Source organism: Mycobacterium sp. 1245801.1 (assembly GCF_001673055.1).
Classification (GTDB): domain Bacteria; phylum Actinomycetota; class Actinomycetes; order Mycobacteriales; family Mycobacteriaceae; genus Mycobacterium; species Mycobacterium europaeum_A.
On sequence record NZ_LZKY01000303.1, the window covers coordinates 1 to 25432 of the forward strand.

The 25432-nt window shown below is 67.2% G+C and carries 26 protein-coding genes, 4 tRNA genes and 1 pseudogene; 20 read left to right on the forward strand and 11 right to left on the reverse strand.

Features of this window, described 5'->3' with window-relative positions; translation table 11 throughout:
* The 3 genes and pseudogenes from A5622_RS19300 to A5622_RS19310 form a co-directional block, all read left to right on the forward strand.
* Positions 1-323 (forward strand): annotated as a pseudogene (locus A5622_RS19300) (TetR/AcrR family transcriptional regulator); the annotation flags it as partial.
* A 197-nt stretch (positions 324-520) separates the two neighbouring features.
* Entirely contained in the window at positions 521-1360 is an 840-nt protein-coding gene (locus tag A5622_RS19305) for a mycofactocin-coupled SDR family oxidoreductase (RefSeq protein WP_066880612.1), read from the forward strand.
* A gap of 280 nt (positions 1361-1640) precedes the next feature.
* The gene (locus A5622_RS19310) at positions 1641-3017 is read left to right on the forward strand and encodes a TIGR00366 family protein (protein ID WP_066880653.1); all 1377 of its coding nucleotides are present in this window, start codon (positions 1641-1643) and stop codon (positions 3015-3017) included.
* A gap of 31 nt (positions 3018-3048) precedes the next feature.
* Here the strand turns inward: A5622_RS19310 and A5622_RS19315 are convergent.
* From A5622_RS19315 to A5622_RS19325, 3 genes are all read right to left on the reverse strand, one after another.
* A tRNA-Phe gene (locus tag A5622_RS19315) sits at positions 3049-3125 on the reverse strand.
* 27 nt (positions 3126-3152) lie between these two features.
* Positions 3153-3229, reverse strand: a tRNA-Asp gene (locus A5622_RS19320).
* A gap of 29 nt (positions 3230-3258) precedes the next feature.
* A tRNA-Glu gene (locus A5622_RS19325) sits at positions 3259-3331 on the reverse strand.
* A 124-nt stretch (positions 3332-3455) separates the two neighbouring features.
* On the opposite strand from A5622_RS19325, the gene A5622_RS19330 reads away from it, so the two are divergent.
* A tRNA-Lys gene (locus tag A5622_RS19330) sits at positions 3456-3531 on the forward strand.
* Between the two features lie 32 nt (positions 3532-3563).
* Here the strand turns inward: A5622_RS19330 and A5622_RS19335 are convergent.
* The gene (locus A5622_RS19335; RefSeq protein WP_066880614.1) at positions 3564-4463 is read right to left on the reverse strand and encodes a class I SAM-dependent methyltransferase; all 900 of its coding nucleotides are present in this window, start codon (positions 4461-4463) and stop codon (positions 3564-3566) included.
* Between the two features lie 118 nt (positions 4464-4581).
* Here A5622_RS19335 and A5622_RS19340 point away from each other — a divergent pair, with 118 nt between their 5' ends.
* Genes A5622_RS19340 through A5622_RS19350 form a run of 3 tightly spaced genes read left to right on the forward strand, consistent with a single transcriptional unit; the run spans position 4582 to position 5770 of the window.
* Entirely contained in the window at positions 4582-5079 is a 498-nt protein-coding gene (locus tag A5622_RS19340) for a nucleoside deaminase (protein ID WP_066880617.1), read from the forward strand.
* 44 nt (positions 5080-5123) lie between these two features.
* Entirely contained in the window at positions 5124-5522 is a 399-nt protein-coding gene (locus A5622_RS19345) for a metalloregulator ArsR/SmtB family transcription factor (protein ID WP_066880619.1), read from the forward strand.
* A gap of 44 nt (positions 5523-5566) precedes the next feature.
* Positions 5567-5770 (forward strand): zinc transporter Slc39a7, encoded by a 204-nt coding sequence (locus A5622_RS19350; protein ID WP_066865572.1) that lies wholly within the window; start codon positions 5567-5569, stop codon positions 5768-5770.
* 21 nt (positions 5771-5791) lie between these two features.
* On the opposite strand, the gene A5622_RS19355 is transcribed toward A5622_RS19350, so the two are convergent.
* Positions 5792-6856 (reverse strand): oxygenase MpaB family protein, encoded by a 1065-nt coding sequence (locus tag A5622_RS19355; RefSeq protein ID WP_066880621.1) that lies wholly within the window; start codon positions 6854-6856, stop codon positions 5792-5794.
* Positions 6857-6924: 68 nt separating this feature from the next.
* On the opposite strand from A5622_RS19355, the gene A5622_RS19360 reads away from it, so the two are divergent.
* From A5622_RS19360 to phoU, 5 genes are all read left to right on the forward strand, one after another.
* Entirely contained in the window at positions 6925-7539 is a 615-nt protein-coding gene (locus tag A5622_RS19360; protein ID WP_156748973.1) for a TetR/AcrR family transcriptional regulator, read from the forward strand.
* A gap of 168 nt (positions 7540-7707) precedes the next feature.
* A complete protein-coding gene (locus A5622_RS19365) occupies positions 7708-8730 on the forward strand; it encodes an acyl-ACP desaturase (protein ID WP_066865563.1) in 1023 nt (340 codons plus the stop codon).
* A gap of 7 nt (positions 8731-8737) precedes the next feature.
* Positions 8738-9871, forward strand: coding sequence for a tRNA dihydrouridine synthase DusB (gene dusB / locus A5622_RS19370; protein WP_066865560.1), 1134 nt, complete (start codon positions 8738-8740; stop codon positions 9869-9871).
* A gap of 209 nt (positions 9872-10080) precedes the next feature.
* A complete protein-coding gene (locus A5622_RS19375) occupies positions 10081-12147 on the forward strand; it encodes an LCP family protein (protein WP_066880623.1) in 2067 nt (688 codons plus the stop codon).
* A 58-nt stretch (positions 12148-12205) separates the two neighbouring features.
* On the forward strand, positions 12206-12874 hold the full coding sequence (gene phoU / locus A5622_RS19380; protein WP_064951288.1) for a phosphate signaling complex protein PhoU: 669 nt from the start codon (positions 12206-12208) through the stop codon (positions 12872-12874).
* Between the two features lie 8 nt (positions 12875-12882).
* Here the strand turns inward: phoU and pstB are convergent, their stop codons facing one another.
* The 6 genes from pstB to A5622_RS19410 form a co-directional block, all read right to left on the reverse strand.
* Positions 12883-13659, reverse strand: coding sequence for a phosphate ABC transporter ATP-binding protein PstB (pstB, locus tag A5622_RS19385; protein ID WP_066865555.1), 777 nt, complete (start codon positions 13657-13659; stop codon positions 12883-12885).
* A gap of 13 nt (positions 13660-13672) precedes the next feature.
* A complete protein-coding gene (gene pstA, locus A5622_RS19390; RefSeq protein ID WP_066880625.1) occupies positions 13673-14587 on the reverse strand; it encodes a phosphate ABC transporter permease PstA in 915 nt (304 codons plus the stop codon).
* A complete protein-coding gene (pstC, locus tag A5622_RS19395; protein WP_066865546.1) occupies positions 14584-15627 on the reverse strand; it encodes a phosphate ABC transporter permease subunit PstC in 1044 nt (347 codons plus the stop codon). The genes pstA and pstC overlap by 4 nt, the downstream gene beginning before the upstream one ends.
* Before the next feature lie 51 nt (positions 15628-15678).
* Complete coding sequence (gene pstS, locus A5622_RS19400) at positions 15679-16803, reverse strand: phosphate ABC transporter substrate-binding protein PstS (RefSeq protein WP_066865852.1); 1125 nt, start codon at positions 16801-16803, stop codon at positions 15679-15681.
* 165 nt (positions 16804-16968) lie between these two features.
* Positions 16969-17904, reverse strand: coding sequence for a mycothiol synthase (mshD, locus tag A5622_RS19405; RefSeq protein WP_066880627.1), 936 nt, complete (start codon positions 17902-17904; stop codon positions 16969-16971).
* Entirely contained in the window at positions 17901-18677 is a 777-nt protein-coding gene (locus A5622_RS19410; protein ID WP_066865540.1) for a response regulator transcription factor, read from the reverse strand. Before A5622_RS19410 ends, mshD begins: the two co-directional genes overlap by 4 nt.
* A gap of 177 nt (positions 18678-18854) precedes the next feature.
* Between A5622_RS19410 and lmeA the strand changes: the two genes are divergently transcribed.
* The 8 genes from lmeA (at position 18855) to A5622_RS19445 (ending at position 25377) form a co-directional block, all read left to right on the forward strand.
* Positions 18855-19667 carry a mannan chain length control protein LmeA gene (gene lmeA, locus A5622_RS19415; RefSeq protein ID WP_066880629.1) on the forward strand — a complete coding sequence of 271 codons (813 nt, stop codon included), beginning with the start codon at positions 18855-18857 and terminating at the stop codon, positions 19665-19667.
* Positions 19664-20083, forward strand: a complete 420-nt coding sequence (locus A5622_RS19420; RefSeq protein ID WP_066880632.1) for a thioredoxin family protein — start codon at positions 19664-19666, stop codon at positions 20081-20083. Before lmeA ends, A5622_RS19420 begins: the two co-directional genes overlap by 4 nt.
* A gap of 29 nt (positions 20084-20112) precedes the next feature.
* Positions 20113-20202 (forward strand): putative leader peptide, encoded by a 90-nt coding sequence (locus tag A5622_RS30845; RefSeq protein WP_369806966.1) that lies wholly within the window; start codon positions 20113-20115, stop codon positions 20200-20202.
* Between the two features lie 101 nt (positions 20203-20303).
* Positions 20304-20774 carry a DUF4395 domain-containing protein gene (locus A5622_RS19425; protein ID WP_066865529.1) on the forward strand — a complete coding sequence of 157 codons (471 nt, stop codon included), beginning with the start codon at positions 20304-20306 and terminating at the stop codon, positions 20772-20774.
* 36 nt (positions 20775-20810) lie between these two features.
* On the forward strand, positions 20811-21644 hold the full coding sequence (locus A5622_RS19430) for a sulfurtransferase (protein ID WP_066865526.1): 834 nt from the start codon (positions 20811-20813) through the stop codon (positions 21642-21644).
* A 1-nt stretch (position 21645) separates the two neighbouring features.
* Entirely contained in the window at positions 21646-21948 is a 303-nt protein-coding gene (locus tag A5622_RS19435; RefSeq protein ID WP_066880637.1) for a DUF1416 domain-containing protein, read from the forward strand.
* A gap of 305 nt (positions 21949-22253) precedes the next feature.
* Positions 22254-22910, forward strand: coding sequence for an FABP family protein (locus tag A5622_RS19440; RefSeq protein ID WP_066880655.1), 657 nt, complete (start codon positions 22254-22256; stop codon positions 22908-22910).
* A gap of 91 nt (positions 22911-23001) precedes the next feature.
* Positions 23002-25377, forward strand: coding sequence for a hypothetical protein (locus A5622_RS19445; RefSeq protein ID WP_066880639.1), 2376 nt, complete (start codon positions 23002-23004; stop codon positions 25375-25377).
* The last annotated feature ends 55 nt before the right edge of the window (positions 25378-25432 follow it).

The window sequence follows — 25432 nt, forward strand, 5'->3', positions numbered from 1 at the left end:
AGCTGTTCGACTCCGCGGTCACCACGCTGAACGCAGAGTTCATGGCATTGGCCAACCACCGCAAGGCAATTGGCGCCGAACTCAAGGCCTATGCCGAGCGGGTCCGCGACATCGAGACGGCCGCTGTGACGATGGTGCTGCGCGCCAACCAGATCGACCTCGAGGAATATCCCCCGGTGGCGATTTCGATGCTGATCGCGCAGGTGGCGCGCAGCCTGTGCAACGAGAACGCCGTCGGCGTCACCCAGGGCCACGACGAGTTACGCGCCTTCGTCGAACGCCGGATGCGCTTGCTCAAAGCGCCCGCGGCGCCGACTCGCTAGGACTGCCCGACGCTTCCGCCACAGCGGCACCGACCGCGTCCGTGGCGTGACACCCGATCGCACGGTCGCACCCGCGAGTGTTGACACTGCGGCCAAATGGTGCCACCCTTCCTGATCGATCGACAAAATCGAAAGTCGACGGACAGGTACGCGCCGGGCCACGTCGTCCCGGGCTCCCGGATCAGTGAGGTGCAGTCATGGGCGGAAGAGTTGAGGGCAAGGTCGCGTTGATCACCGGCGCCGCTCGGGGCCAGGGCCGCAGCCACGCGGTGCGGCTGGCGCAGGAGGGCGCCGACATCATCGCCGTCGACATCTGCGCACCGATCAGCAGCAGCAGCGAGATCCCACCCTCGACGCCCGACGACCTGGCCGAGACCGCCGACCTGATCAAGGGCCTCGACCGGCGCATCGTGACCGCCGAGGTCGACGTGCGCGACTACGACGCCCTGAAGGCCGTGGTGGACAGCGGAGTCGAACAGCTCGGCCGCCTGGACATCATCTGCGCGAACGCCGGAATCGGCAACGGCGGACAGACTTTGGACAAGACCAGTGAAGACGACTGGCGAGACATGATCGACGTCAACCTCTCCGGCGTCTGGAAGACTGTCAAAACTGGTGTGCCGCATCTGATTTCGCAGGGCCAGGGCGGATCGATCATCCTGACCAGCTCGGTCGGCGGCCTGAAGGCCTACCCGCACACCGGCCACTACATCGCCGCAAAACACGGCGTCGTCGGCTTGATGCGAGCCTTCGCCGTGGAACTCGGCCAGCACTTCATCCGGGTGAACTCCGTTCACCCGACCAACGTGAACACGCCGATGTTCATGAACGAGGGGACGATGAAGCTGTTCCGGCCGGATCTGGAGGCACCCGGCCCGGACGACCTCAAGGTCGCCGCGCAGTTCATGCACGTGCTGCCCGTCGGCTGGGTCGAGCCGGTGGACATCAGCAACGCGGTGCTGTTCCTGGCATCCGACGAATCGCGTTACATCACAGGGCTTCCGGTCACCGTCGACGCCGGAAGCATGCTCAAGTAGCCGCAGGCGCCGGCCGTCGTCTGCCCGGGCACGCCGTCGCCCCGGATCGCAACGTGGTGGCCACGGACAGTTCATAGCCACGACATCTGCCGTCAGGTTCAGACCTCATCGGTTCCGCCATTACGATCAGCCAATGCGCGCGGTCGAACGCGAGCTGGCCAGAGAACGCGAGGGCAGGTCGATGACGACGAGCGAAGAACCCAAGGCCGCAACCGAGGCACCCGAGGCCGAACGGCCAACCGCGTCAGGAGAAGAACCCGAACCCGGACGGCGCGGCGTCATCCAGGCTTTCACCGCGCTCTGTGTCCGATACGTCGAACGGCTGATGCCCGACCCCTACCTGTTCGCGGTCATCCTCACCGTCATCGTCGCCGCGCTGGTGGCGCTCTTGGTCAAGGGCGCCTCGGCGGGCGGCATGCTCAGGGCGTGGTACGGCGGCGTGTGGGGATCGCAGAACATCTTCACCTTCGCCTTCCAGATGGTCCTCATCCTGGTGACCGGCTACACGCTTGCCGAGGCGCCGGTGCTGAAACGGGCCATCGTCCACATCGCGAGCAAGCCGCGCAACCAGGTGCAGGGCGCCCTGCTCTGTTTCGGCGTGAGCGCCGCACTGTCGCTGCTGAACTGGGGGCTCGGGCTGGTCGCGGGCGCGCTGATCGCCCGCCAGGTCGCGAAGCGCTGCACCGACACACATTTCGGCTACCTCATCGCGGCGGCGTTCATGGGCTTCATCGTCTGGACGCAGGGACTGTCGTCGTCGATCGCGCTGGCGAACACGGACGACGGCAGCCCAATCAACGTCATTCACAAGATGACTGGGGCCACGGTGCCGCTCAAGCTGACGATCTTCGAGCCCTACAGCTGGCTGTCGGTGCTCGTCGTGCTGGCGCTGCTCGCGCTTGCGATCTGGCGCATGCAGCCAACGCAGCGCCTGGCGCCCGATCCCGCGGTGTTCGAGGAGGAGAGCCGGTCCGAGGCCAAGGCCGAGGGCAAGCGATCGTTCGCCGAATGGCTGGAAAACCAGTGGATTCTCAACGTCCTCGTGTTCGCCGCGGGCGTTGCCTACTTCTGCCTCAGCGGTTTTGCGCTGAACATCTCGTCGATGATCATGTTGTTCACGATCACCAGTGCGTTGCTGCACCGCACGCCGATCCGGTTCATCCGGGCCTTCACCGGCGCCGCCAAGGTGTCCGGTCCGCTGTTGCTGCAGTACCCGCTCTACGGGGGTCTGGTTGCTCTGCTCGGGTATGCGCCCGCGCACGCCGGCGGCAAGGCCGTGCCCCTGCAGACGCTGCTGGCCCACGGGCTGGTGAGCGGCGCGACGGAGTACACGCTGCCGTTCCTGACCTTCATCGGCTCGCTGATCATCAGCCTGTTCGTGCCGTCCGGCGGCGGGCACTGGGCCGTGCAGGGCCCGATCGCGGTGGATTCGGCGCGGGCGGTCGGTCAGACCTCGCCGGCCTACCTCGGGCTGATGTCCATGGCGGTCGCCGTCGGCGAGGGGGTGGCGAACATGATCCAGCCGTTCTGGTTGCTGCCGCTGCTCGCGATCGCGAAACTGAATGTCCGTCAGGTAATGGGGTTCACGATCGTGGCGTTCCTGATCGGGCTGGTGGTGTTGGGCGCGACCACTCTGATTGCGCCCTACGTGGTTTGACGCCGCGCAACATCGAGAAGTCGCATATCCGTGGTGGCCAGGGGCGGGATCGAACCGCCGACCTTCCGCTTTTCAGGCGGACGCTCGTACCGACTGAGCTACCTGGCCGGAAGGCAGCGAGTGCCTCGCCGCGCTTGGCGACCCTGACGGGACTCGAACCCGCGACCTCCGCCGTGACAGGGCGGCGCGCTAACCAACTGCGCCACAGGGCCTTGCTGCTGCTCCGCGTCACCGCGTCGCGTACCCCCAACGGGATTCGAACCCGTGCTACCGCCGTGAAAGGGCGGCGTCCTAGGCCACTAGACGATGGGGGCCAGAACCGAATCACTCCGGGGTACTCGCAACGTGGTTTCGTTGGGAGCCACGTCAGCTTAGGTCACGGTGTGCCCAATCCTCAAACGAGCCTCGTTTTCGGTCCAAGTATCCTGAATCTTCGCGGCCCCTATAGCTCAGTTGGTAGAGCTACGGACTTTTAATCCGCAGGTCCCAGGTTCGAGCCCTGGTGGGGGCACCACAACGCGCACGGCCCAGCTGCGCGCACCGCAATCATCGCCCGAGCACCGCGCTGCTGTAGGTGACATCGGCGAAGGCCGCGGCGACGTCGTCGTCGGCGTAGACAAACCCGTTGGCCGCATGCAACTCCGCGATGCTCTGTGACGAGGTCTGCCAGCCGCGCCGGCCCAGGTGGTCGACGATGTGGCTGCGCTGGCCGTGGTACACGAGATCGTTGAAGTCGATTTCGAACCCGAGTTCGCTCATCCGGTCGTGGTGCGCGCGCCACCGCGGGTCCGCGAAAACCGCAGTGTCAGGCACGAATTCGAAGGCGAGGTGGCTGCCGGGGGCACTCAGGTCGGTGACGTTGTCGAACAACGCGTCCTGGGCGTCGTCGGGCAGGTAAACCACCAGACCCTCGGCGCTCCATGCCGAGGGTGCCTGCGGATCGAATCCGGCCGCCTGCAGGGCCGAGGCCCAGTCGTCGCGCAGATCGATGCCCACGGTGCGACGCTCGGCCGTCGGCTCGGCCCCCAGGTCACTCAGCGTCAAGGTCTTGAACTCGATCACCTCCGGCATGTCGACCTCGTAGACGACGGTGCCCGTCGGCCAGGGCAGCCGGTAGGCCCGGGAATCTAGCCCCGACGCGAGGATCACCACCTGGCCGATGCCGCTGCGGGTGGCGTCCAGAAAGAATTGGTCGTAGAACCGGGTCCGGCAGGCCATCCCGCGCGCCATTCGCTGCGGATCGAACTCCGTGTTGCCGCCGGGCGCGATTTCGCCGTTCACCAACCGGACATAGACGTCGATACCGACCGCCCGAACCAGCGGCGCGGCGTAGGGGTCGTCGATCAACTTCGCGTCCGAGGACAGGGCCCGCTGCGCGGCCACCATGGTCGCCGTCGCCCCGACACTGGTCGCCAGATCCCATCGATCACGCTCGGCGCGCGCCATGGTGCCCCCTTTGAAACCGGGTCCGGAAAAAGATAGACAATCTAGTTAGTATCACAGGCTCGGATTCCGCCGTGCGGGACTACTCTGCGAGCTATCTGCTCCCGTTTCAGGAGGGCCCGTGACCGATTTCGCACAGCGGACGATCGACCTGGCGCGCCGAAACGTGGCAGACGGGGGCCGCCCCTTCGCGACGGTGATTGTCCAGGACGGCGACGTGCTCGCCGAGAGCGCCAACAAGGTGGCCCAGACCAATGACCCCACCGCGCATGCGGAAATCCTCGCCATCCGCGAGGCCTGCATGAAGATGGGCACCGAGCACCTCGTCGATGCCACCATCTACGTGCTCGCCCACCCGTGCCCGATGTGCCTGGGCTCGCTGTACTACTGCTCACCCAAAGAAGTGGTTTTCCTGACCACCCGTGAGACCTACGAGCAGTACTACGTGGACGACCGCAAGTATTTCGAATTGTCCACGTTCTACGACGAATTCGCGAAGCAATGGGACCGGCGCCGCCTGCCGATGCGCTACGAGCCCAACGACGACGCCGTCGAGGTCTACCGGTTCTGGAACGAGCGCAACGGCGGACGGCGGGCGACGGTCGTCCCGTCCTGCTGAACCGTGTCCTTGGCAGCCCGACCGTGCTTCGCTAGTATTTGCGTATGCATGCAGATAATGGCAAAGGCCGGCTGCCGGACGACCAGGCCAGCCTGGTCGTCGAGGTTTTCCGGATGCTCGCCGACGCCACGCGCGTGCAGGTGCTTTGGTCGTTGACCGACCACGAGATGTCGGTCAACGAACTCGCCGAGCACGTGGGCAAGCCGGCGCCGTCGGTTTCCCAGCACCTCGCGAAGCTGCGGATGGCCCGCCTGGTCCGCACCCGCCGGGAGGGCACGACGATTTTTTACAGCCTGGAAAACGACCACGTCCGTCAACTCGTCATCGATGCGGTGTTCAACGCCGAGCACGCCGGCCCCGGCGTCCCCGGTCACCACCGCGGCGACGGCGGACTGACGGCCGCCGCCGAGTCCCCAAAGCGGCGGCACAGCGCCGCACGCTGAGCGGGCAGCAGCCACAAGGCATTTCACCCAAGGAGGGAACAGCGATGAGCGAACAGCACACTCACGACGCGCCGCACGCGCACGAACACCAGCACGGCGACGTCACCCACGCCCACGCGCACACCACCCACGAGCACGAGCACGTCGAGCACGAACACTCACACGCTCACGCCGACGGGACCGAACACACCCACGCGCACGTGCACCAGGCGGGCCTGGAAGAGGTCCACGGTCACGCCCACGCGTAGCGCGTCCATCGCCCAAGCGGCTCAGGAGACCATCGGGCAGTAGTGCTTGGGGTTGCTGCGCTCGTCTTCGGGCGGCAGATTGCGCGCCGGCGTCTGCACCAGCGGCGTATCGAGGGGGATCCGCCCGCTGGCGCGGTCCAGACCGGCGCGCGCCCGTGGGTGCTTGCGGTACCTGCTCGGCACCAGGGCGAACACCCCGCGAACGAGGTCGCCGAAGCGCCGGTGCAACCATTCGTCGCGGGCCGACCACCGGTAGCCCATCAGCTCGCGCACCGGCGGGTCGTACAGGCCGACCGTCACCCAGACGAAAAACGGCGCCAGCAGTTTGCGCTGGGCCGCCCATAGCGCGTCCGGAATCCATTGCGCGAAAGGGGGTTTCGGTAACTCGGTCAGGTCGAGCACGGCCCGCGCCGCCCAGTTGCTCTCCAGCACGTTGCGGCACATGTGGTCCCAATAGACCTGGAACTCTTCCCACGACTTCGGCACCGGCCGCATGCTCATGCCGTACATGCGGTACCACTCGACGTGTTCGTCGAACAGCTGGCGCTTCTGCTCCTCGGTGATTCCGCCGCAGAATCGCTCGGCGACGTGGATGGTGCCCATGAAGAAGGTGGAGTGCGCCCAGTAGAAGACGTCGGGGTTCAACGCGTGGTAGCGCCGGCCCTGTTCGTCGACCCCCTTGATGTCGGTGTGATAGTCGCGGACCTCGGCGCCGGTGACGGGCGCGCGGTCCCCGTCGAAGACGACACCCCCGATGGGATAGAGCGAGCGCAGCAGGCGCGGCCAGCGCTCGCGAAAGAAGGTGGAGTGGTCGATGACCGCCGCGCCCAGTTGCGGGTGCATGTTCTGCATCGATCCCGCCCAGGGGCCCTGCAGCATGCCCCGCCAGTCACCGAAGTACCGCCAGGTCAGCGAATCGGGTCCCAGCGGTGCGGGTGGCGAGTCGTATCCCGCCGGCGATACCGGGCAGCCCCCCGCGACGCCGTCGGGCGAGTCGCTCGAAACCGACTGCTCAGCGGTACCGGTCCCGTCGCTGCGCGCTACGTCGCTGGTCAGAGGGCGCGATGCGGACGTATCTTGAGTCACTATTGGATCCCTGTAGGTATCGTGAAAATCTGACTACAACCGTTGTCAATTTAGAGCTTAGGAGCGATGTGCAGACGGGTCAACGACGGGGACGCTGGACCGGCGTCCCCTTGGAGAGCCGTCTCGCGCTTCGCCGGGACAACCTCATCAGCGCCGGGGTGCAGTTGCTGGGCAGCCCCGGTGGGCCGGCGCTGACCGTGCGCGCGGTTTGCCGCGCGGCCGCGCTGACTGAGCGCTACTTCTACGAAAGCTTCGCCGACCGTGACGAATTCGTGCGCGCGGTCTACGACGATGTGTGCACGCGCGCGATGGACACATTGACCTCGGCGACGACCCCGCGCGAGGCCGTCGAGCGATTCGTCGAGCTGATGGTCGACGACCCGGTCCGCGGACGCGTGCTGTTGCTGGCGCCGGCGGTCGAGCCGGTGCTCACCCGCTCCGGGGCCGAGTGGATGCCCAATTTCATCGACCTGCTGCAGCGCAAGCTGTCCCGCATCGGCGACGCCGTGCTGCAGAAGATGATCGCGACCAGCCTGGTGGGTGGGCTGTCGAGCCTGTTCACCGCCTACCTGCATGGGCAGCTGGGTGCCAGCCGCACGCAGTTCATCGATTACTGCATCAACATGCTCTATATCAGCGCCGCGCCCTACGTCCCGGCCAACGAGCTCGGCAAGTCGCAGTGACGCGTTTTCAATTCCGCCGCATCGGCAAGCCGTACAACTAGACCTACCGAACCGGACCTCGAAACCGGCATCAAAACGTCACCTGGCGCGCCGGACGAGGAACTTGATGCTACTGAAGTACACAGATATATTGACTGCTACCCATCGACACAGATAACTGGAGGCCCTATGTCAGCGGAGCTGACAAACCTACAGCTGCTGCACGAGCTCGAGCCGTTCGTCGAGAAATACCTGAACCGGCACGAGAGCATGCACAAGAACTGGAACCCGCACGACTACATCCCGTGGTCGGACGGCAAGAACTACTACGCGCTCGGTGGGCAGGATTGGGAGCCCGGTCAGTCGAAGTTGTCAGACGTCGCCCAGATCGCGATGGTGCAGAACCTGATGACCGAAGACAACCTGCCGTCCTATCACCGCGAGATCGCGATGAACTTCGGCCTGGACAACGCGTGGGGCCAGTGGGTCAACCGCTGGACCGCCGAGGAGAACCGGCACGGCATCGCGCTGCGCGACTACCTGGTGGTGACCCGCGCGGTCGACCCCGTGGAACTGGAGAAGCTGCGCATCGAGGTGGTGAACCGCGGCTTCAGCCCCGGCCAGAACCACCAGGTTCGCGCCGATCTGTTTGCCGAGAGCCTCTTCGACTCGGTCATCTACGTGACGTTCCAGGAGCTGGCCACCCGGATCTCGCACCGCAACACGGGCAGGGCCTGCAACGAGACCATCGCCGATCAGTTGCTGGCCAAGATCTCGGCCGACGAGAACCTGCACATGATCTTCTACCGGGACGTCAGCGACGCCGGGTTCGCCGCCGCGCCCAACCAGGCGATGAGGTCGCTGCACAAGGTGCTGCGCAACTTCCAGATGCCCGGCTACCAGGTGCCCGAGTTCCGCCGCAAGGCCGTCGCCATCGCCGTCGGCGGCGTGTACGACCCGCGCATCCACCTCGACGACGTGGTCATGCCGGTGCTGAAGAAATGGCGCATCTTCGAGCGCGAGGACTTCACCGGCGAGGCGGCCGCCATGCGCGACGATCTCGCGCTGCTGATCAAGGAACTCGAGGCGACCTGCGAGAAGTTCGAGATTTCCAAGCAACGTCAGCTCGAGCGGGAAGCCCGCACGGGCAAGCGGACCACCGCGTTCGAGCTGCACAAGACCGCGGGCACGCTGACCATGAGCCGGCGGTAACCAAGCGGTGCGCATCGGATCCATCGCGCTCGCCAGCCCGGTGGTCCTGGCTCCGATGGCGGGCGTGACCAACGTCGCTTTCCGGACGCTGTGTCGCGAACTAGAGCTTGCCAAGGTTGGCACCGTCAGCGGGCTCTACGTCTGCGAAATGGTCACGGCGCGTGCGCTTGTGGAGCGTCATCCCGCCACGCTGCACATGACCACGTTCGCCCCCGACGAGTCGCCGCGGTCGCTGCAGCTCTACACCGTCGACCCCGCCACCACCTACGCCGCCGCCAAGATGATCGCCGACGAGGGCTTGGCCGATCACATCGACATGAATTTCGGCTGCCCGGTGCCCAAGGTGACCAAGCGCGGCGGCGGATCGGCGCTGCCGTACAAGCGGCGACTGTTCGGCCAGATCGTCGCCGCGGCGGTGCGCGGCACCGAGGGCACCGACATACCGGTGACCGTCAAGTTCCGCATCGGCATCGACGATGAGCACCACACGCACCTCGATGCCGGCCGCATCGCGGAAGCCGAAGGGGCGGCCGCCGTCGCGCTGCATGCCCGCACGGCGGCGCAGCGTTACTCCGGGACCGCCGACTGGGACGAGATCGCCCGGCTCAAACAGCATGTGCAGACGATCCCGGTGCTCGGCAACGGCGACATTTATGACGCCAGCGATGCGCTGACGATGATGGCCAGCACCGGCTGCGACGGCGTCGTCATCGGCCGCGGCTGCCTGGGCCGGCCGTGGCTTTTCGCCGAGCTGTCGGCCGCCTTCACCGGCAGCGCGCCGCCCACGCCGCCCACGCTGGGCGAGGTCGCCGACATCGTGCGACGGCACGGGCAGCTGCTGGCCGCGCACTTCGGCGAGGACAAGGGCATGCGCGACATCCGCAAGCACATCGGCTGGTATTTACACGGCTTCCCGGCCGGCTCCGAGCTGCGCCGGGCGCTAGCGATGGTCAAGACGCTCGACGAGCTGGACCGTCTGCTCGACCGGCTGGACGGCACGGTGCCGTTCCCGGACGAGGCGACGGGCCCGCGCGGCCGGCAGGGCTCACCGGCGCGGGTAGTGCTGCCGGAAGGGTGGCTGACCGACCCGGACGACTGCACGGTCCCGGCGGGCGCCGACGTCATGCACTCCGGGGGCTGAATCGACCGACTCGAGATCGCGTCCGGACCGATAACTCAGTAGCATGTGGGCTTTGTTGCATGCGCTCGGGTAGCGGATGGGTTCGTGCCACTGCACGAGGGCGGCAAAAAATGGTTGGCACCAGCAGCAGCGCTCACAACCCGGCGCTGCGCTGACACTACGCACGCACACGCTGACGTCTGCATCAGAGCTTCGGAGGCCGGTAGGACATGAGTGACGCCGAGAACGACGCCACTCGTAATGGTCGGCATGGCCCGGGCGGGGCGCACGCCCGCCCGATCGCGCCGGACCCGGCGCCGTTGGGCGCCGCGCCCTGGGAGCGATTCTTCCAACCACCGGCCGACGACAGCCTGCACCGGTGGCAGCCCGACACCGGCATCGAGCCCGTCGAGGCGCCCGTGGACGACACCGACGGGGGTGGATCTCACGCCGGGGGCGGCGTCAGCGTCGCGGACCTGATCGCCAAGATCGGCGCCCCCGACCGGCCCGTTCACCACCGCGCCGCTCCCGAGGATCCGGAGCCCGAGCCGAGCGGGGACGAGCCGGGCCTGCCGATCGAGCTGCAGACAACGCAGGTGATCGACGACCTGGCCTACTCCCTGGACACGGTCGCCGAGCTTCGAGCCCTCGAGGCCGCCGAATATCCCAACGACGACGACGCGGACGACGGCGAGGCCCCAGAATTCATCGAGACCGCGGAGCCCAGGCGGCGGCGCCGTCCGCTGTTGCTGGCGGCGCGGTCGACGGCGGCCCTGGCCGCCGTGCTGGCGCTGGCCATGACCGGTGGGGCGTGGCAATGGAGCGCGTCGAAGAACGCCCGGCTCAACAACGTCGCCGCGCTCGACCGGAACTCCAGCGACATCCGCGACCCGGGCGGCCAGTACGGCGACGAGGACTTCTTGATCGTCGGCCTCGACTCCCGCACGGGTGACAACGGCAACATGGGCGCCGGCACCACCGACGACGCCGACGGAGAACGGTCGGACTCGGTGATGCTGGTCAACATTCCGGCCAACCGGAAACGCGTGGTGGCCGTGTCGTTCCCCCGCGACCTGGCCATCACCCCGATGCAGTGCGAGGCGTGGAATCCCGACACCGGCAAGTACGGGCCCCTCTACGACCCGAAGACCAAGACCTACGGGCCGAAGACGATCTACACCGAGACCAAGCTGAACTCCGCCTTCGCCTTCGGCGGCCCCAAGTGCCTGGTCAAGGAGATCCAGAAACTGTCCGGCTTGAGCATCAACCACTTCATCGCCGTCGATTTCGCCGGTTTCGCGAAAATGGTCGATGCCCTGGGCGGCGTCGAGGTCTGCTCGAGCACCCCGCTGCACGACTACGAGCTCGGCACCGTCCTCGAACACGGTGGCCGGCAGGTTCTCGACGGTTCGACCGCGTTGAACTACGTGCGCGCCCGCCAGGTCACCACCGAAGTCAACGGCGACTACGGCCGCATCAAACGCCAGCAACTGTTCGTGTCGTCGCTGCTGCGGTCGCTGATCTCCGCGGACACCCTGCTCGACCTCAACAAGCTCAACAACGTGGTCAACATGATCATCGGCAACACCGTCGTCGACAACGTCCAGTCCAAGGACCTGGTCCAACTGGGGCAGTCGCTGCAGGGCATCGCGGCCGGGCACGTCACCTTCGTCACCGTCCCGACCGGTGTCACCGACCAGAACGGCGACGAGCCGCCGCGGATGGCCGACATGCGGGCACTGTTCGATGCCATCATCAACGACGATCCGCTGCCCGAAGAAAACGACCAGAACGCACAGAATTTGAGCGCCTCCCCGACGACGCGGCCCTCGAAGGCGCCCACCACCAAGAAGTCGCCGGCGCCGGCGCCCGAGGCCCAACACGAGCTGATCACCACGACCTCGCCCAGCGGCGTGACGGTGCGGGTGTCCAACGCGACCACGCAGAGCGGTCTGGCCGCCACCGCGACCACCCAGCTCAAGCGGGACGGCTTCAACGTGATGTCACCCGACGATTACCCGAGTTCGGTGAGCGCGACGACGGTGCTGTTCTCGCCCGGCAACGAGGAGGCCGCCGCCACCGTCGCGTCCTCGTTGACCAACGCGAAGGTGCAGCGGGTCTCGGGCTACGGGCAGGTGGTGCAGGTGGTGCTGGGCCCCGACTTCAAGTCGGTCAGCACTCCGTCGCCCAGCGGCTCGTCGATGAATCTGCAAATCGAACGCGGGTCGAGCAATGCTCCGGTCAAGCTGCCCGAGGACCTGACCGTCACCAACGCGGCCGACACCACCTGCGAGTAACCGCTTTTGACGGCGCTGCGCTGTCCGTTTCGGGCGGACAGACCGTACCCTTGTTGATATGCGGACCGCCTACCACGAGCAACTCTCGGAGTTATCCGAGCGCCTCGGCGAGATGTGCGGCTTGGCAGGAATCGCCATGGAGCGGGCCACCCAGGCTCTGCTGCAGGCCGACTTGGTGCTAGCCGAACAAGTCATCTCCGATCACGAAGCCATCGCCGCGCTCAGCGCGCGCGCCGAGGAAAGCGCCTTCGTACTACTGGCATTACAGGCACCGGTCGCCGGTGACCTGAGGGCCATCGTGAGTGCCATTCAGATGGTGGCGGACATCGACCGGATGGGCGCGCTGGCGCTGCACGTCGCCAAGATCGCCCGTCGTCGCCATCCCCAGCACGCCCTGCCCGAGGAGGTCAACGGCTACTTCGCCGAAATGGGCAGCATCGCAGTCGAATTGGGCAACAGCGCCCAGGAGGTCGTGTTGTCCCGCGACCCGGAGAAGGCCGCCCGGATCCGCGAAGAAGACGACGCCATGGACGATCTGCACCGGCACCTGTTCTCGGTGCTGATGGACCGTGAATGGAAACACGGCGTCGCCGCGGCCGTCGACGTGACGCTGCTGGGCAGGTTCTACGAGCGCTTCGCCGACCACGCCGTCGAGGTGGCCCGGCGGGTCATCTTCCAGGCGACCGGCAGGCTGCCCGAGGAAGAAGCGAAATCCGCGTCGCAGTAACGATCGGGCTAGCCGAAGCGGCCCGAGATGTAGTCCTCGGTGGCCTTCTGGCTCGGGTTGGAGAAGATCTTCTCGGTGTCGTCGACTTCGATCAGCCGCCCCGGTTTTCCGACCGCTTCCAGGTTGAAGAACGCCGTGTAGTCACTGACCCGCGCCGCCTGCTGCATGTTGTGGGTGACGATGACGATGGTGTAGTCCTGCTTCAGTTCGCTGATCAGCTCTTCGATGGCCATCGTCGAGATGGGGTCCAGCGCCGAACACGGCTCGTCCATCAGCAGCACGTCGGGTTGCACGGCGATGGCCCGCGCGATGCACAGGCGCTGCTGCTGCCCGCCCGACAGTCCTCCTCCTGGCCTGTCCAACCGGTTCTTGACCTCGTCCCACAGGTTCGCCCCGCGTAGCGAATACTCGGCCGTCTCATCGAGCACCTTGCGGTTGCGGACCCCCTGCAGCCGCAGGCCGGCGACCACGTTGTCGCGAATCGACATGGCGGGGAACGGGTTTGGCCGCTGGAACACCATCCCGATGGCCCGGCGTACGCCGACCGGGTCGACGCCGGCGCCGTAGATGTCTTCGTCGTCGAGCAGCACGCTGCCCTCGACCCGTCCACCGGGCACCACCTCGTGCATGCGGTTGAGCGTGCGCAACACCGTCGTCTTGCCGCACCCCGAGGGCCCGATGAACGCGGTCACGCTGCGGGGCAGAACCGACAGCGTCACATCCGAGACCGCGTGAAACGATCCGTAATAGATGTTGACGCCCTTGAGGTCCAACCGTTTGGCCACTTAGTGCTCCTGCCTATGACTTCCTGGCGCCCAGGAATTTCGCTATCACTCGGGCCGCGATATTGATGATGGCGATCACCAGGATGAGGGTTAATGCGGCGCCCCACAACCGATCCGTGGGGATGGGGTTCAGGCCCGCACCGGCCGACGTCTGGTTGAACATCATGCCGGGCAATGTCCCCATGAACCCGCTGAATATGTCGAAGTTCATCGACTGCGCGTACCCCACGAGGATAAGCAGCGGCGCCGTCTCCCCCATCACCCTGGCCATCGCCAGCAGTATCCCGGTGACGATGCCCGACAGCCCGGTGGGGATGACCACCCGGGCAATGGTTTTCCACTTGGTGATGCCCAGCGCGTAACTGGCCTCGCGGAGATCCACCGGCACGATCCGCAGCATCTCCTCGGTGGCGCGCACGATCACCGGGAGCATCAGCAAGACCAGCGCCAGCGACACCGCGAACTCCGACCGCGACAGCCCCAGTGTCGCCACGCACAACGCGTAGATGAACAGCGCGGCAACGATTGACGGCACACCGCTGAGGATGTCCACCATGAACGAGGCCAATCTTCCCAGCGGGGTCCCGCCGCCGTACTCGACGAGATAGATCGCGACCATCAACCCGATCGGGACTGAGATGGCGGCGCAGATCAATCCCTGCAGCACGGTGCCGACCAGCGCGTGGTAGGCGCCGCCACCGGAGACGAATGCCGTCATCCCCGCTTGCGAGTGCGACCACCACGTGGTCGACGCAATGGTCTTGAGTCCCTTGGCGACCACCGACCACAACACCATCACCAGCGGGGTCACGGCCACCAGCAGCGACAGTGAAACCAGAAGCGTCGCAATGGTATTCGCGATACGGCGGCGCCGGCTGACCGGCGAGAAGGTCCGCGGTTTGAGCGGGCGGTCCAACATCGAGGTCATTGCGCCCCCTTTCGCGCCGCCCCGGCGACGGTGCCCCGCGCCAGGGCGTCGACCACGAAGGTGAGTACGAATAGGGTCAGGCCCGCGGCGATGTAAGCGCCGGCCTTGTATCGGTCGTCGAATTCGGCCGCCGCGCCGGCGATCTTGGTCGCGAAGGTGGAGCCGCCGTCGAACAGCGACCAGCCGAACGCCGACTGGGTGCCGCGCAGGATGATCAGCAGCGCCACGGTCTCACCCAGGGCGCGGCCCAGTCCCAGCATCGAGCCACTGACGTAGCCCGACCGCCCGAACGGCAGCGTGACCGTCTTGACCACCTCCCAACGGGTGGCACCGAGCGCCAGCGCGGCCTCGATCTGGTCTTGCGGCGTCTGGACGAACACCTCGCGCGTGACCGCGGTGATGATCGGCAGGATCATCACCGCCAGGACGATCCCGCCGGTGAAGATGGTGCCGCCACCGGCCGGCGACGCGTTGCCGTTGGCGAACAGAAAACACCAACCCAGCGAGCGATTGAGCCAGGTGGCGAGGGGGCGCAGCTGCGGCGCCAACACGTACAGACCCCACGCGCCGTAGATGATCGACGGGACCGCGGCCAGCAGGTCGACCGAGTAGGCCAGCGGGGTGGCGACCCGCCGCGGCGCGTACTGCGTGATGAAGATGGCCACGCCCAGCGCGACCGGCATGGCCAGGATCAACGCGAACAGCGAGACGAACACCGTGACCGGCACCAGGCTGGCGATGCCGAAGTGCATCGCCGAGGTGTCCGTGGTGGACCAGGTGCCGCCGTAGCTGAAGAAGTTCTCCCGATTGCGGTGCAGCGCCGGTATCGCGCGCCCGAGCAAAAAGGCCGCGATCGCGGCGATGACCACGATGATGAGCACGCCCGACGACTGCGCCAGCCAGCGGAAAATCCGGTCCCCCACGTGGGGCCGGCCCTCGCCCCAGGGGCTGATCGGCGTCGCCTGCGACTCCGGAAACGGCGCGGCGACGACCGCACCCGAACCCGCGTCATTGGGATTCACCCCGGAAAACCCCGTCACTGTGATCCCGTCACAGTCCTGCTGTCGCTCCTCGAAACCCGATCCACTTGGCTACTGCAGCGCATCGATCGCCGTAACCAGTCGTTCCCTGACCTTATCGGGCAGCGGCACGTACCCGGCCCTCGCCAGTTCGCCCTGCCCGCTACCGGCGGCGATGGCGAGGAACGATTTGATGGCCGCGGAGGTCTGGGGGTCGTAGCCCTTCGAGCAGACGATCTCGTAGGTGACCAGCAGCAACGGATAGACACCCGGCTCCTCGGAGCCGTACATGGCGTTGAGGTCGAGCACCAGGTCATGGCCCTCGGCGAGGAATTTGGCCGCCTTGACGGCGTTTCCCGCCGTGTCGTTGGTCAGCGGAATGACGCCGCCGCGGGTGGCGATTTTGGCGTAGGGCATGCGAGCCTGGTCGGCGAAGCCCTTCTCGACGTATCCGATGGCGCCCGGGGTGGCCCGCACCGCCTGGATGACGCCGGCCGACTTCGCGGCGCCCTCCCCGACCCCGCCCTGGAATTCGGTGCCGACCCCTTTGGACCAGCTCTGCGGTGCGGCCGCGGTCAGATACTTCTGAACGTTGTCCGTGGTTCCCGACGAGTCGGTCCGGTAGATCGGCGTGATCTTGGTGTCGGGCAGCGCCGTGCCCGGATTGAGGGCCACCAGGATCGGGTCGTTCCAGCTGGTGATCCTGCCGGTGAAGATCTTGGCCAGCGCGTCACTGTTGATCACCAGCCCCGGATTTCCGGGCAGGTTGTAGACGATCCCGATCGGACCGAAGACCAGCGGCAGATCCCACGCCGGATTCCCGTCGCAGCGTTTCGCCGCCGGGCCGATCTGGTCGGCGACCAAGGGTGAATCCGCGCCCGCGAAGTCGACGTGCCCGGCGATGAATTGCTCACGGCCCGCACCGGATCCGGTCGGGTTGTAGGCCAGGGCCTTGCCCGGGCAGTACTGGCCCCACACCTGGTTGAACACCGTGATCGCGTTCTCTTGGGCGGTCGAGCCCTCCGCCGTCAGCTTGTTCTTTCCGTCGCACGGCGGCGTTCCGGTGACGCCGGAGACGCTGGGCGGGGTGGCACCGCGGCGGTTCTCATCGCTACCGCAGGCGGTCAGCGCTCCGGCACCGAGCGCCGTCGCCAGCGCCACGGCGGCCAGCGCCCTGCCCTGCCTGTCGAGCCTCACCGATCTCGCTTTCTTGATGCGTTGCGGGCGCACGTGGGTGTCGCTGGCCATTCTTATGTGAGGTTGCCAGGCGACGGCCAAACTATGCGCCGACGCCGGCCACAGCAACGTCTGGGCAACCAGGACCAGATTAACGATCCGGGCCGTCGGCGCTCGTACCCGCGGTCAGTTGGCCGCCGGTACGACCGCGTATGCGGTGTCGACGCTATGGGTGGTGAAGCCCAAGCGCTCATAGGTGCGCACCGCGGCGACGTTGTCCGACTCCACGTACAGCATCACGGTGGGGTCGGCTGAACTTTCCGTGTCGGCCAGGCGCCGCGCCAGCCATTCGATGCCGACGGAGGTCAGCGCCTGGCCCAGTCCGCGGCCCTGTGCCGACGGATCGACGCCCACGACGTACACCTCGCCCAGGCCGGGCCGATCGAGGTGCACCTTCGTCCAGTGGAAGCCCAGCAGCGTGCCGGGCCGATCACTTCGGGCGTCGCCGAACGCGAGAAAAAGGCCCGCCGGGTCGAACCACGGTTCGTCCCGCCGCTCTGCCAGCTCGACGTCGGTCCAGCCGCCCTGCTCGGGGTGATAGGCGAACGCGGCGTTGTTGACCCGCAGCAGCTCGGCGTCGTCCGAGGGGCCCGCGTAGGAGCGGATTTCCACCCCGGGCACCGCCGGCACGGTGTCGGGCAGATCGCGCAACGAGCGCCGCATCTGCATCAGTTCCCGCACCGGGGTCAGGCCGAGCGCGGATGCGGTCGCGCGGGCCGGTTCCAGCGTGCCATGCGCCCAGAACCGGTTGCCCGCACCGGTTTTGGCCAATGCCGCGCGCGCCAGCGTGGACCCGATACCGCGCCGGCGCGCCTGCGGGTGCACCACGAGTTCGGCCATGCCGGTTTCTCCGTCGCGCGCCGGGCTCAGGTTGAGATAGCCGACGATCGCGTCGGCGGATCCACTGATCAGCAGATGCTCGGTGCGGTCATGCCCGAGCTCGCGTAGCACCTGTTCGCCCACGGGCGCAACTCCGTCGTATTCCGTTGCCGCGCTGACGAGTTCGCGTACGCCCTGCTGCTCTTCGACGGTCAGCGTGCGACGCCAGTCGGGCGAGGTCACTGCGGCGTATGCAACGGATCGACCAGCGGATCTTGGACGTCCTGCGATTCGGCTTCGGATTCGGCGCCGTCGGCGTCCTCGGGCTCGGCGACCGGCGTGCGGCCCCGCGCCGGGCGGACGGCCTTGTAACCCACGTTGCGCACGGTGCCGATCAGCGCCTCGTACTCGGGGCCGAGTTTGGCCCGCAGGCGACGCACGTGCACATCGACGGTGCGGGTGCCGCCGAAGAAGTCGTAGCCCCACACCTCGTGCAGCAGCTGCGCGCGGGTGAACACCCGCCCGGCATGCTGCGCCAGGTACTTGAGCAGTTCGAATTCTTTGTAGGTCAGATCCAGCGGGCGGCCCCGCAGCCGGGCGGTGTAGGTGCCTTCGTCGATCACCAACTCGCCGAGGCTGACCTTGCCGGCGCTCTCCTGGTCCGCGAGCCCGCCGCGACGGCCGACCACCAGCCGCAGCCGCGCGTCGACCTCGGCCGGCCCGGTGGTGGGCAGCAGGATCTCGTCCAGACCCCAATCGGAGCTGACCGCCACCAGCCCGCCCTCGGTGACCACGGCCAGCACCGGAACCGACCGGCCGGCCGTGCTCAGCAAGCGGCACAGCCCGCGCGCCGACGACAGGTCCGTGCGCGCGTCGACGATCACCGCATCCGCGGTCCCGGCTTCGAGCAACGAAGAGGGCTCTGGCGGCGCCGTCCGGACGGTGTGCGGAAGCAGGGACAACGACGGCAGGACCGGGTCGGGATGCAGCTCCGCGGTCAGCAGTAGTAGCTCCAACTAGCCCCTCCAGCTCGGGGGAACGGCATCTCCCAAATTCACAACGCCATTAAGCGTTAGTTACCAGGTCATCTAACGATAACGTGTCACCTGCTTTTTTCGCGTGGTAGATGGGCCAGTGTGAGCCCCGCCACGACCGGTCCGCCGGCCACCCGCTCGGGGGCGTTGCGCCACAATATGCGGGTGCGCAAGGTGCTGATTGCTCTGACCGCGACGGCGATCCTGGTCGCGGTAGTCGCCCTCGGCGCGATCGGCGTCGATTACGGGACCAGCATCTACGCCGAATACCGGCTGTCGTCCAGCGTTCGCAAGGCGGCCAGGCTGGGCACCGACCCGTTCGTGGCCATCGTGGCGTTTCCCTTCCTTCCCCAGGCGATGCGCGGCAACTACAGCCAGGTGGAGATCAAGGCCAACGCCATCGACCACACGATGACCGGCCGGGCCACGCTGGAAGCCACGATGTACTCGGTGGACCTGGCGCAGGCGTCGTGGCTGATCGGCCCGGACGCGAAGCTCGCGGTGGGCAAGCTGGAGAGCCGCATCATCGTCGACTCGACGCACCTGGGCCGGTTCATGGGCATCAGCGACCTGATGGTGGAGGCGCCGCCCAAGGAGACCAACACCTCCACCGGCGGCGTCACCGCGTCGGGCATCTCGGACAGCCACGGTCTGGTGTTCACCGGGACACCCAAATCGGCGGGCTTCGATCGGCGCGTCAGCGTCTCGGTCGACCTCTCCATCGCCCCGGACGACCCGGCGACGCTGGTCTTCACCCCGACCGGCGTGCTGACCGGATCCGACACCGCCAACCAGACGGTGCCGGCGGACAAGCGGGACGCGGTGCTGCATGCGTTCAGCGGCCGGCTGCCCGATCAGCGGCTGCCCTTCGGCGTCGCGCCGACCACCGAGGGGGCCCGCGGATCCGACGTCATCATCGAGGGCATCACCCGCGGAGTAACCGTGAGCCTCGCGGGGTTTAAACAGTCATGACCGCAGTTGTCGTGATCGTCGCGGTGCTCGCGGCGGCAAGCCTCGCCGGCTGGTTGCTGACCCGTCGCTCCGGAACCATCCGGGAAATCGACGCCAAGCCGGACGCCGACGCCGACGCCGACATCGCGGCGCTGGGGCTATCCCGCAGCGGCCCGACCGTGGTGCATTTCAGCGCGCCGTGGTGCGGGCCGTGCGATCGGGTCCGCCGGGTCGTGGAGCAGGTCTGCGGCGACCTGGACGGCGTGGCCCACGTCGAGATCGACCTGGATGCAAACCCCGAGACCGCACGCCGCTATTCGGTCCTGTCCCTGCCCACGACGTTGATCTTCGACGCTGAGGGCCGGCAGCGCTACCGCACCTCCGGAGTGCCCAACGCCGCGGACCTGCGGTCCGCGCTGAAACCGCTGTTGGCTTGACCGCGGTGTCATTGGGTAAGCTGACCGACGTGTCAGCCCGCCTCGAGCCCATGCTCATCCAGCGTCGCGCAGTTGAACTGTGCCGCACCGCGGGCTGTTGTTGTTGCTGTTGCTGCTGAGTAGCCGCGTTCTGCGTAGCACTCGGAGCGGCCCGGGATACACACCGTGGCACGTCTCCATTCGTTTCCGTCAGCAATAGGGGTATCGAGGAGTTCCTACCTTGCCGAGCAGCAACACCACCGCGCAGCCCGACCTGGTCGACGTGCGCGGGCCACGATTCGCCGCTTGGGTCACCACCGCAGTCCTGGTACTGGCGCTCGCCGTCTCGGCGGCCAGCGCTGCGGCCGCGGCGGTGATCCTGGCCGTTCAGGCCGTCATCTTCGCGATCGGCGCGGTCGGGGGGCCGCGCAAGCATCCATACGGCCGGATCTTCGCCGCCGTCGTCGCGCCCCGGCTGGGGCCGGTGCAGGACCGCGAACCGACCCCACCGCTGAAGTTCGCCCAACTCGTCGGCCTGATCTTTGCCGTGCTGGGCGTCGCCGGATTCGCCGCCGGCGCCGTCCCGGTCGGCGTCATCGCCACCGCGGCCGCTCTGGCCGCCGCGTTCCTCAACGCGGCCTTCGGCATCTGCCTGGGCTGCCAGCTCTACCCGCTGGTCGCCCGCTTCCGGCGCCCCGCGCGTCCCACCTGACCTGCTGTAACACAAGCGATTGAAAGGATCCACTCCATGGCACGCTCCGACGTCCTGGTCTCCACCGACTGGGCTGAGAGCAATCTCGACGCCTCAGGCGTCGTCTTCGTCGAAGTCGACGAAGACACCAGCGCTTACGACGCCGGCCACATCCCCGGCGCGATCAAGCTGGACTGGCGTTCCGATCTGCAGGACCCGGTCAAACGCGACTTCGTCGACGCCCAGCAGTTCTCCAAGCTGCTCAGCGAGCGCGGCATCTCCAATGACGACACGGTGATCCTCTACGGCGGCAACAACAACTGGTTCGCCGCCTACGCCTACTGGTATTTCAAGCTGTACGGGCACGACAAGGTCAAGCTGCTCGACGGCGGCCGCAAGAAGTGGGAGCTCGACGGTCGCGCGCTGACCAACGAGCCCGTCAGCAGGCCGGCGACGTCGTACACGGCCGCCGCCCCGGACAACAGCATCCGGGCGTTCCGCGACGACGTCATCGCGGCCATCAACGTCAAGAACCTGGTCGACGTGCGCTCCCCGGACGAGTTCTCCGGCAAGATCCTGGCGCCCGCGCACCTGCCGCAGGAGCAAAGCCAGCGGCCCGGTCACATTCCCGGCGCCATCAACGTGCCGTGGAGCAAGGCCGCGAACGAGGACGGCACCTTCAAGTCCGACGAGGAGCTGGCCAAGCTCTACGCCGACGCCGGCCTGGACGGGGAGAAGGAAACGATCGCCTACTGCCGCATCGGCGAGCGGTCGTCGCACACCTGGTTCGTTCTTTATGAATTGCTCGGGCATCGGAATGTGAAGAACTACGACGGCAGTTGGACGGAATACGGCTCCCTGGTGGGCGCCCCGATCGAGTTGGGAAGCTGATATGTGCTCTGCACCGAAACAAGGACTGACGTTGCCCGCCAGCGTCGACTTGGAGAAGGAAACGGTGATCACCGGTCGCGTCGTGGACGGCGACGGCCAGGCAGTGGGCGGCGCGTTCGTCCGCTTGCTGGACTCCTCCGACGAATTCACCGCCGAGGTGGTGGCGTCGGCCACCGGGGACTTCCGGTTCTTCGCCGCACCCGGATCCTGGACCCTGCGCGCCCTGTCGAAGGCCGGCAACGGCGACGCCGTGGTGGCTCCGTCGGGCGCGGGCATCCACGAGGTCGACGTCAAGATCGCCTGACTCACCAGCCGCCCCAGACGCGGACACCGCGGGACGAATAGACTTGTCCCCGTGGTGCTGTTCTTCGAGATCATGCTGGTTGTGGCGGTCGTGGTGATTTCATGGTTCGCCCTGTACACCCTCTACCGGCTCATCACCGACGAGTCGTGACCCGCGCCGGCGACGATCCTGCACGCAGCGATGGTGAGGAGCGGCGCGCATGACCTCAGCCGGCGACGATCCTGCGCGCAGCGAAGGTGAGGAGCGGCGCGCATGACCTCAGCCGGCGACGTTCTGCGACGCAGCGATGGGATGGTGTGGCGCGCGTGACCCCCGATCAACCGATCAGTTCCGCCGGCTCCGGCGATCGGGCGGTGGCCGCGGCCGCTGAGCGCGCCAAGCTGACCGCCGGCCGCAACATCCCCTCCTACGATGACCTGCCCCTGCCCGCCGACACCGCGAACCTGCGCGAGGGCGCCAATCTGAGCGATGACCTGCTGGCGCTGCTGCCGCTGGTCGGCGTGTGGCGCGGGGAAGGCGAAGGTCGCGGGCAGGACGGGGACTATCGGTTCGGTCAGCAGATCGTGGTCTCGCACGACGGCGGCGACTATTTGAATTGGGAAGCCCGCTCGTGGCGGCTCAGCGAGACCGGCGACTATGAGGAACGCGGTTTGCGCGAGACCGGTTTCTGGCGCTTCGTCAGTGATCCCGACGATCCCGGCGAATCCCACGCGATCGAACTGCTGTTGGCCCATTCGGCGGGCTACGTCGAACTGTTCTACGGCCGCCCCCTGACCCAGTCGTCCTGGGAGCTCGTCACCGACGCGCTGGCCCGCAGCCGGTCGGGCGTGCTGGTCGGCGGCGCCAAACGCCTCTACGGCATCGTCGAGGGCGGCGACCTGGCCTACGTCGAGGAGCGGGTGGACGCCGACGGCGGTCTGGTGCCGCATCTTTCGGCGCGGCTGTCCCGGTTCGCCGGCTAGCAACGGCCCGCGGCCGCCTTTTTCTGCGTGTACTGTTCGACCTCCGAGCATCCGATGGGCGACGATATGCCCCGGAAGGGAGGTCGGTCGGATGCGTCCCAAGCGGTCACCCTCGACTGTGGTGCGCCGAGCGGTCAGCGCGACCGGCCTGCTTCTGATCCTGTATCTGGCTGTCCTGGATCTGCGGCCCTCGGTCCTTGACGCGCTGCCGGCCTCGCTGGGATGGTTCGGCCGGCCCGGATCGATGCCGACGCTGGCGATCGTGGTCACGGTGCTCATCGCGGCGTGTGTGCTGACCTTCCGATCGGACAGCAGCCACCGGGTGGTGGGGGTTTCGTTCACCGTGATCGCTGCGTTGGTCAGCATGGGCGCGGTGCTGGGCCTCACCTCCTACTGGGGATGTCACGACGCCAATCACCCGGCCTTCTTCACCCCGCTGATGGCGACGGCCAGCCTGGTCAAGGGCAGCACCGGTGACTTCTCGGTGAGCGGGCGAACCTGCCCGAACCCCACGCCCGTCGGGCTGGAGCTGGCCCGGATCGCTGCGCTGGCGGCGATTTTCACCGGATTGGGCGGCGTGGTGGTCGGCGTGTTCCGGTCGCAGGTGGACCGGCTGCGGGCCAACCTGGCCGACTCGGTCACGGTCATCGTCGGGGTCGACGCCGACACCCAGTCGATGATCAGCGCGGTGGCGCGCACGCTGGACCGGCGCAGCACCCTGGTGGTCGTCACCGGCGCCAGCGACGACCGCGTGGCGCGCGCCCGCCGACAGGGCGCCCGGGTGGTCCTGGTGGACTTCGACACCCCATCCACGCTGGTGTCACTTCGACTGTGGCGCAATCTTTCTCGGCTCTACCTGATGGCACCCGATCCGGCGATCAACCTGCTGTGGCTCGACCTGATCAGCCGCCGGCTCTCCGAGGTCGCCCACAAGCGGCGGCTGCCGCTCATCGTGCGGATGGACGACCCGTGGCTGGCCCAGGCGTGGCGTGCCCAGCAGTTCGGTGGCTCCGACACGCGGTGGGCGGCCGACGTTGTGGGCAAATACGAGGTGACGGCGGGCAGGCTCCTGGACGCCATCAGCGCGACCCGCCGGACGCGACGCGTGTTCGTCTGCGGCACTTCGCAATTGACCCTTGCCCTGTGCGCCAATCTGACCCAGCGCGCTTTGGAGCGCGACTTCTACACTCCACCCGACGCGGTGCCGCTGCCCGCGCTGACGCTGGTCGAACGCGACGCCGAGGATTACCTGGCCGATCACGAGTTCTACCGTCGGCAGGCCGGATTCGTATCGGAGGGGCCGAAGATCGACGCCGTGGCCCAGCTGCCGACCGTGCCGACCATGCTGAAGCTGATCGGCGAGGCCGACCCGGCCGGCTGCGCGGTGATCTTCGTGGACGCCCACGCCGCGACGACCGCAGCCCGACTGGCCGCCCGGTTCCCCGAAATGCCCATCCACGCCTCGGATCTCAATACCAGCATCAGCGACGACTCGATCCAGGTCGTCGGCCGGCTGCAGTCCTACTCGCTGGTGCTCGACACCCAGGAGGGGCTGGTTCAGGACGCGTGGGAGCGCGCGGCGCGGCTGATCCACGAGCGCTACGTCTCGACGATCGACCCGGGGGCGCCGCGGTCGGCCGCCGCGATGCCGTGGGCCGAACTCGACGAGTTCTACCGCGGCTCCAACCGCCGCCAGGTACGCAACGCCTTGTGGATGGTGGAACAGATTGCCGGACATACCTGGAACACCTGGGGCAGCCCCCCGGCGCAGCTTTCCGGACGCGACATGGCGGGTTTGGCGCCGACCGAGCAGCTGGCGTTGATGGGGTTCGACCACCACGCGGCAATGAGCATGGCCCAGGCAGAGCATGAGGACTGGTGCCGTTACTACCGTCGCAACGGCTGGAAATACGGTGTGCCACGCGATGATTCACGCAAGATTCACGACAAGTTGGTGGACTGGCCGACCGTCGAAGCCAACCCGGAGCTGCTCAACGCCGCGGTGCGCAGTCTGGCCGGAACCTTGTGGAGCCTGCGGCAGCTGGGCTTTCGCTCACGCCCGCTGTGGCAATCCTTTTCCCGCGTGGGCACGGTCGCCGCGGAGCAACGCGCGACCGGGTGGACATGGACATCGGATTCGGGCCACATGCTGCGGGCCGACGCCGGGGACTGGGCGATTTCCGAAGACGGCAAGGTCTGGTCGGTGCGCGACGACATCTTTCGCGACACCTACGAACCCGCCGGCGACGGGCGGTGGCGTCGCAAAGGACGGGTCCAGGCGCGCCCGGCGCAGCCCGGCGAGGTCGTCAACACCCTGGAGGGACCCGCGGCGGCGGCCGACGGCGACTGGGTCGTCCGCGGGCAGGGCGGCGAGCAATGGCCGGTTCCGGGTGAGGAATTCGCGCGACGCTACGCCGAGATCCGGTCGTCCGACGACGCCCAGGTTCTCGATCGGGGCAACGGCTGAGTTCAGCCCCGCCTCCGCGCCAAATGGCCCTGAATTTGCGCCTTCTGACCGGACC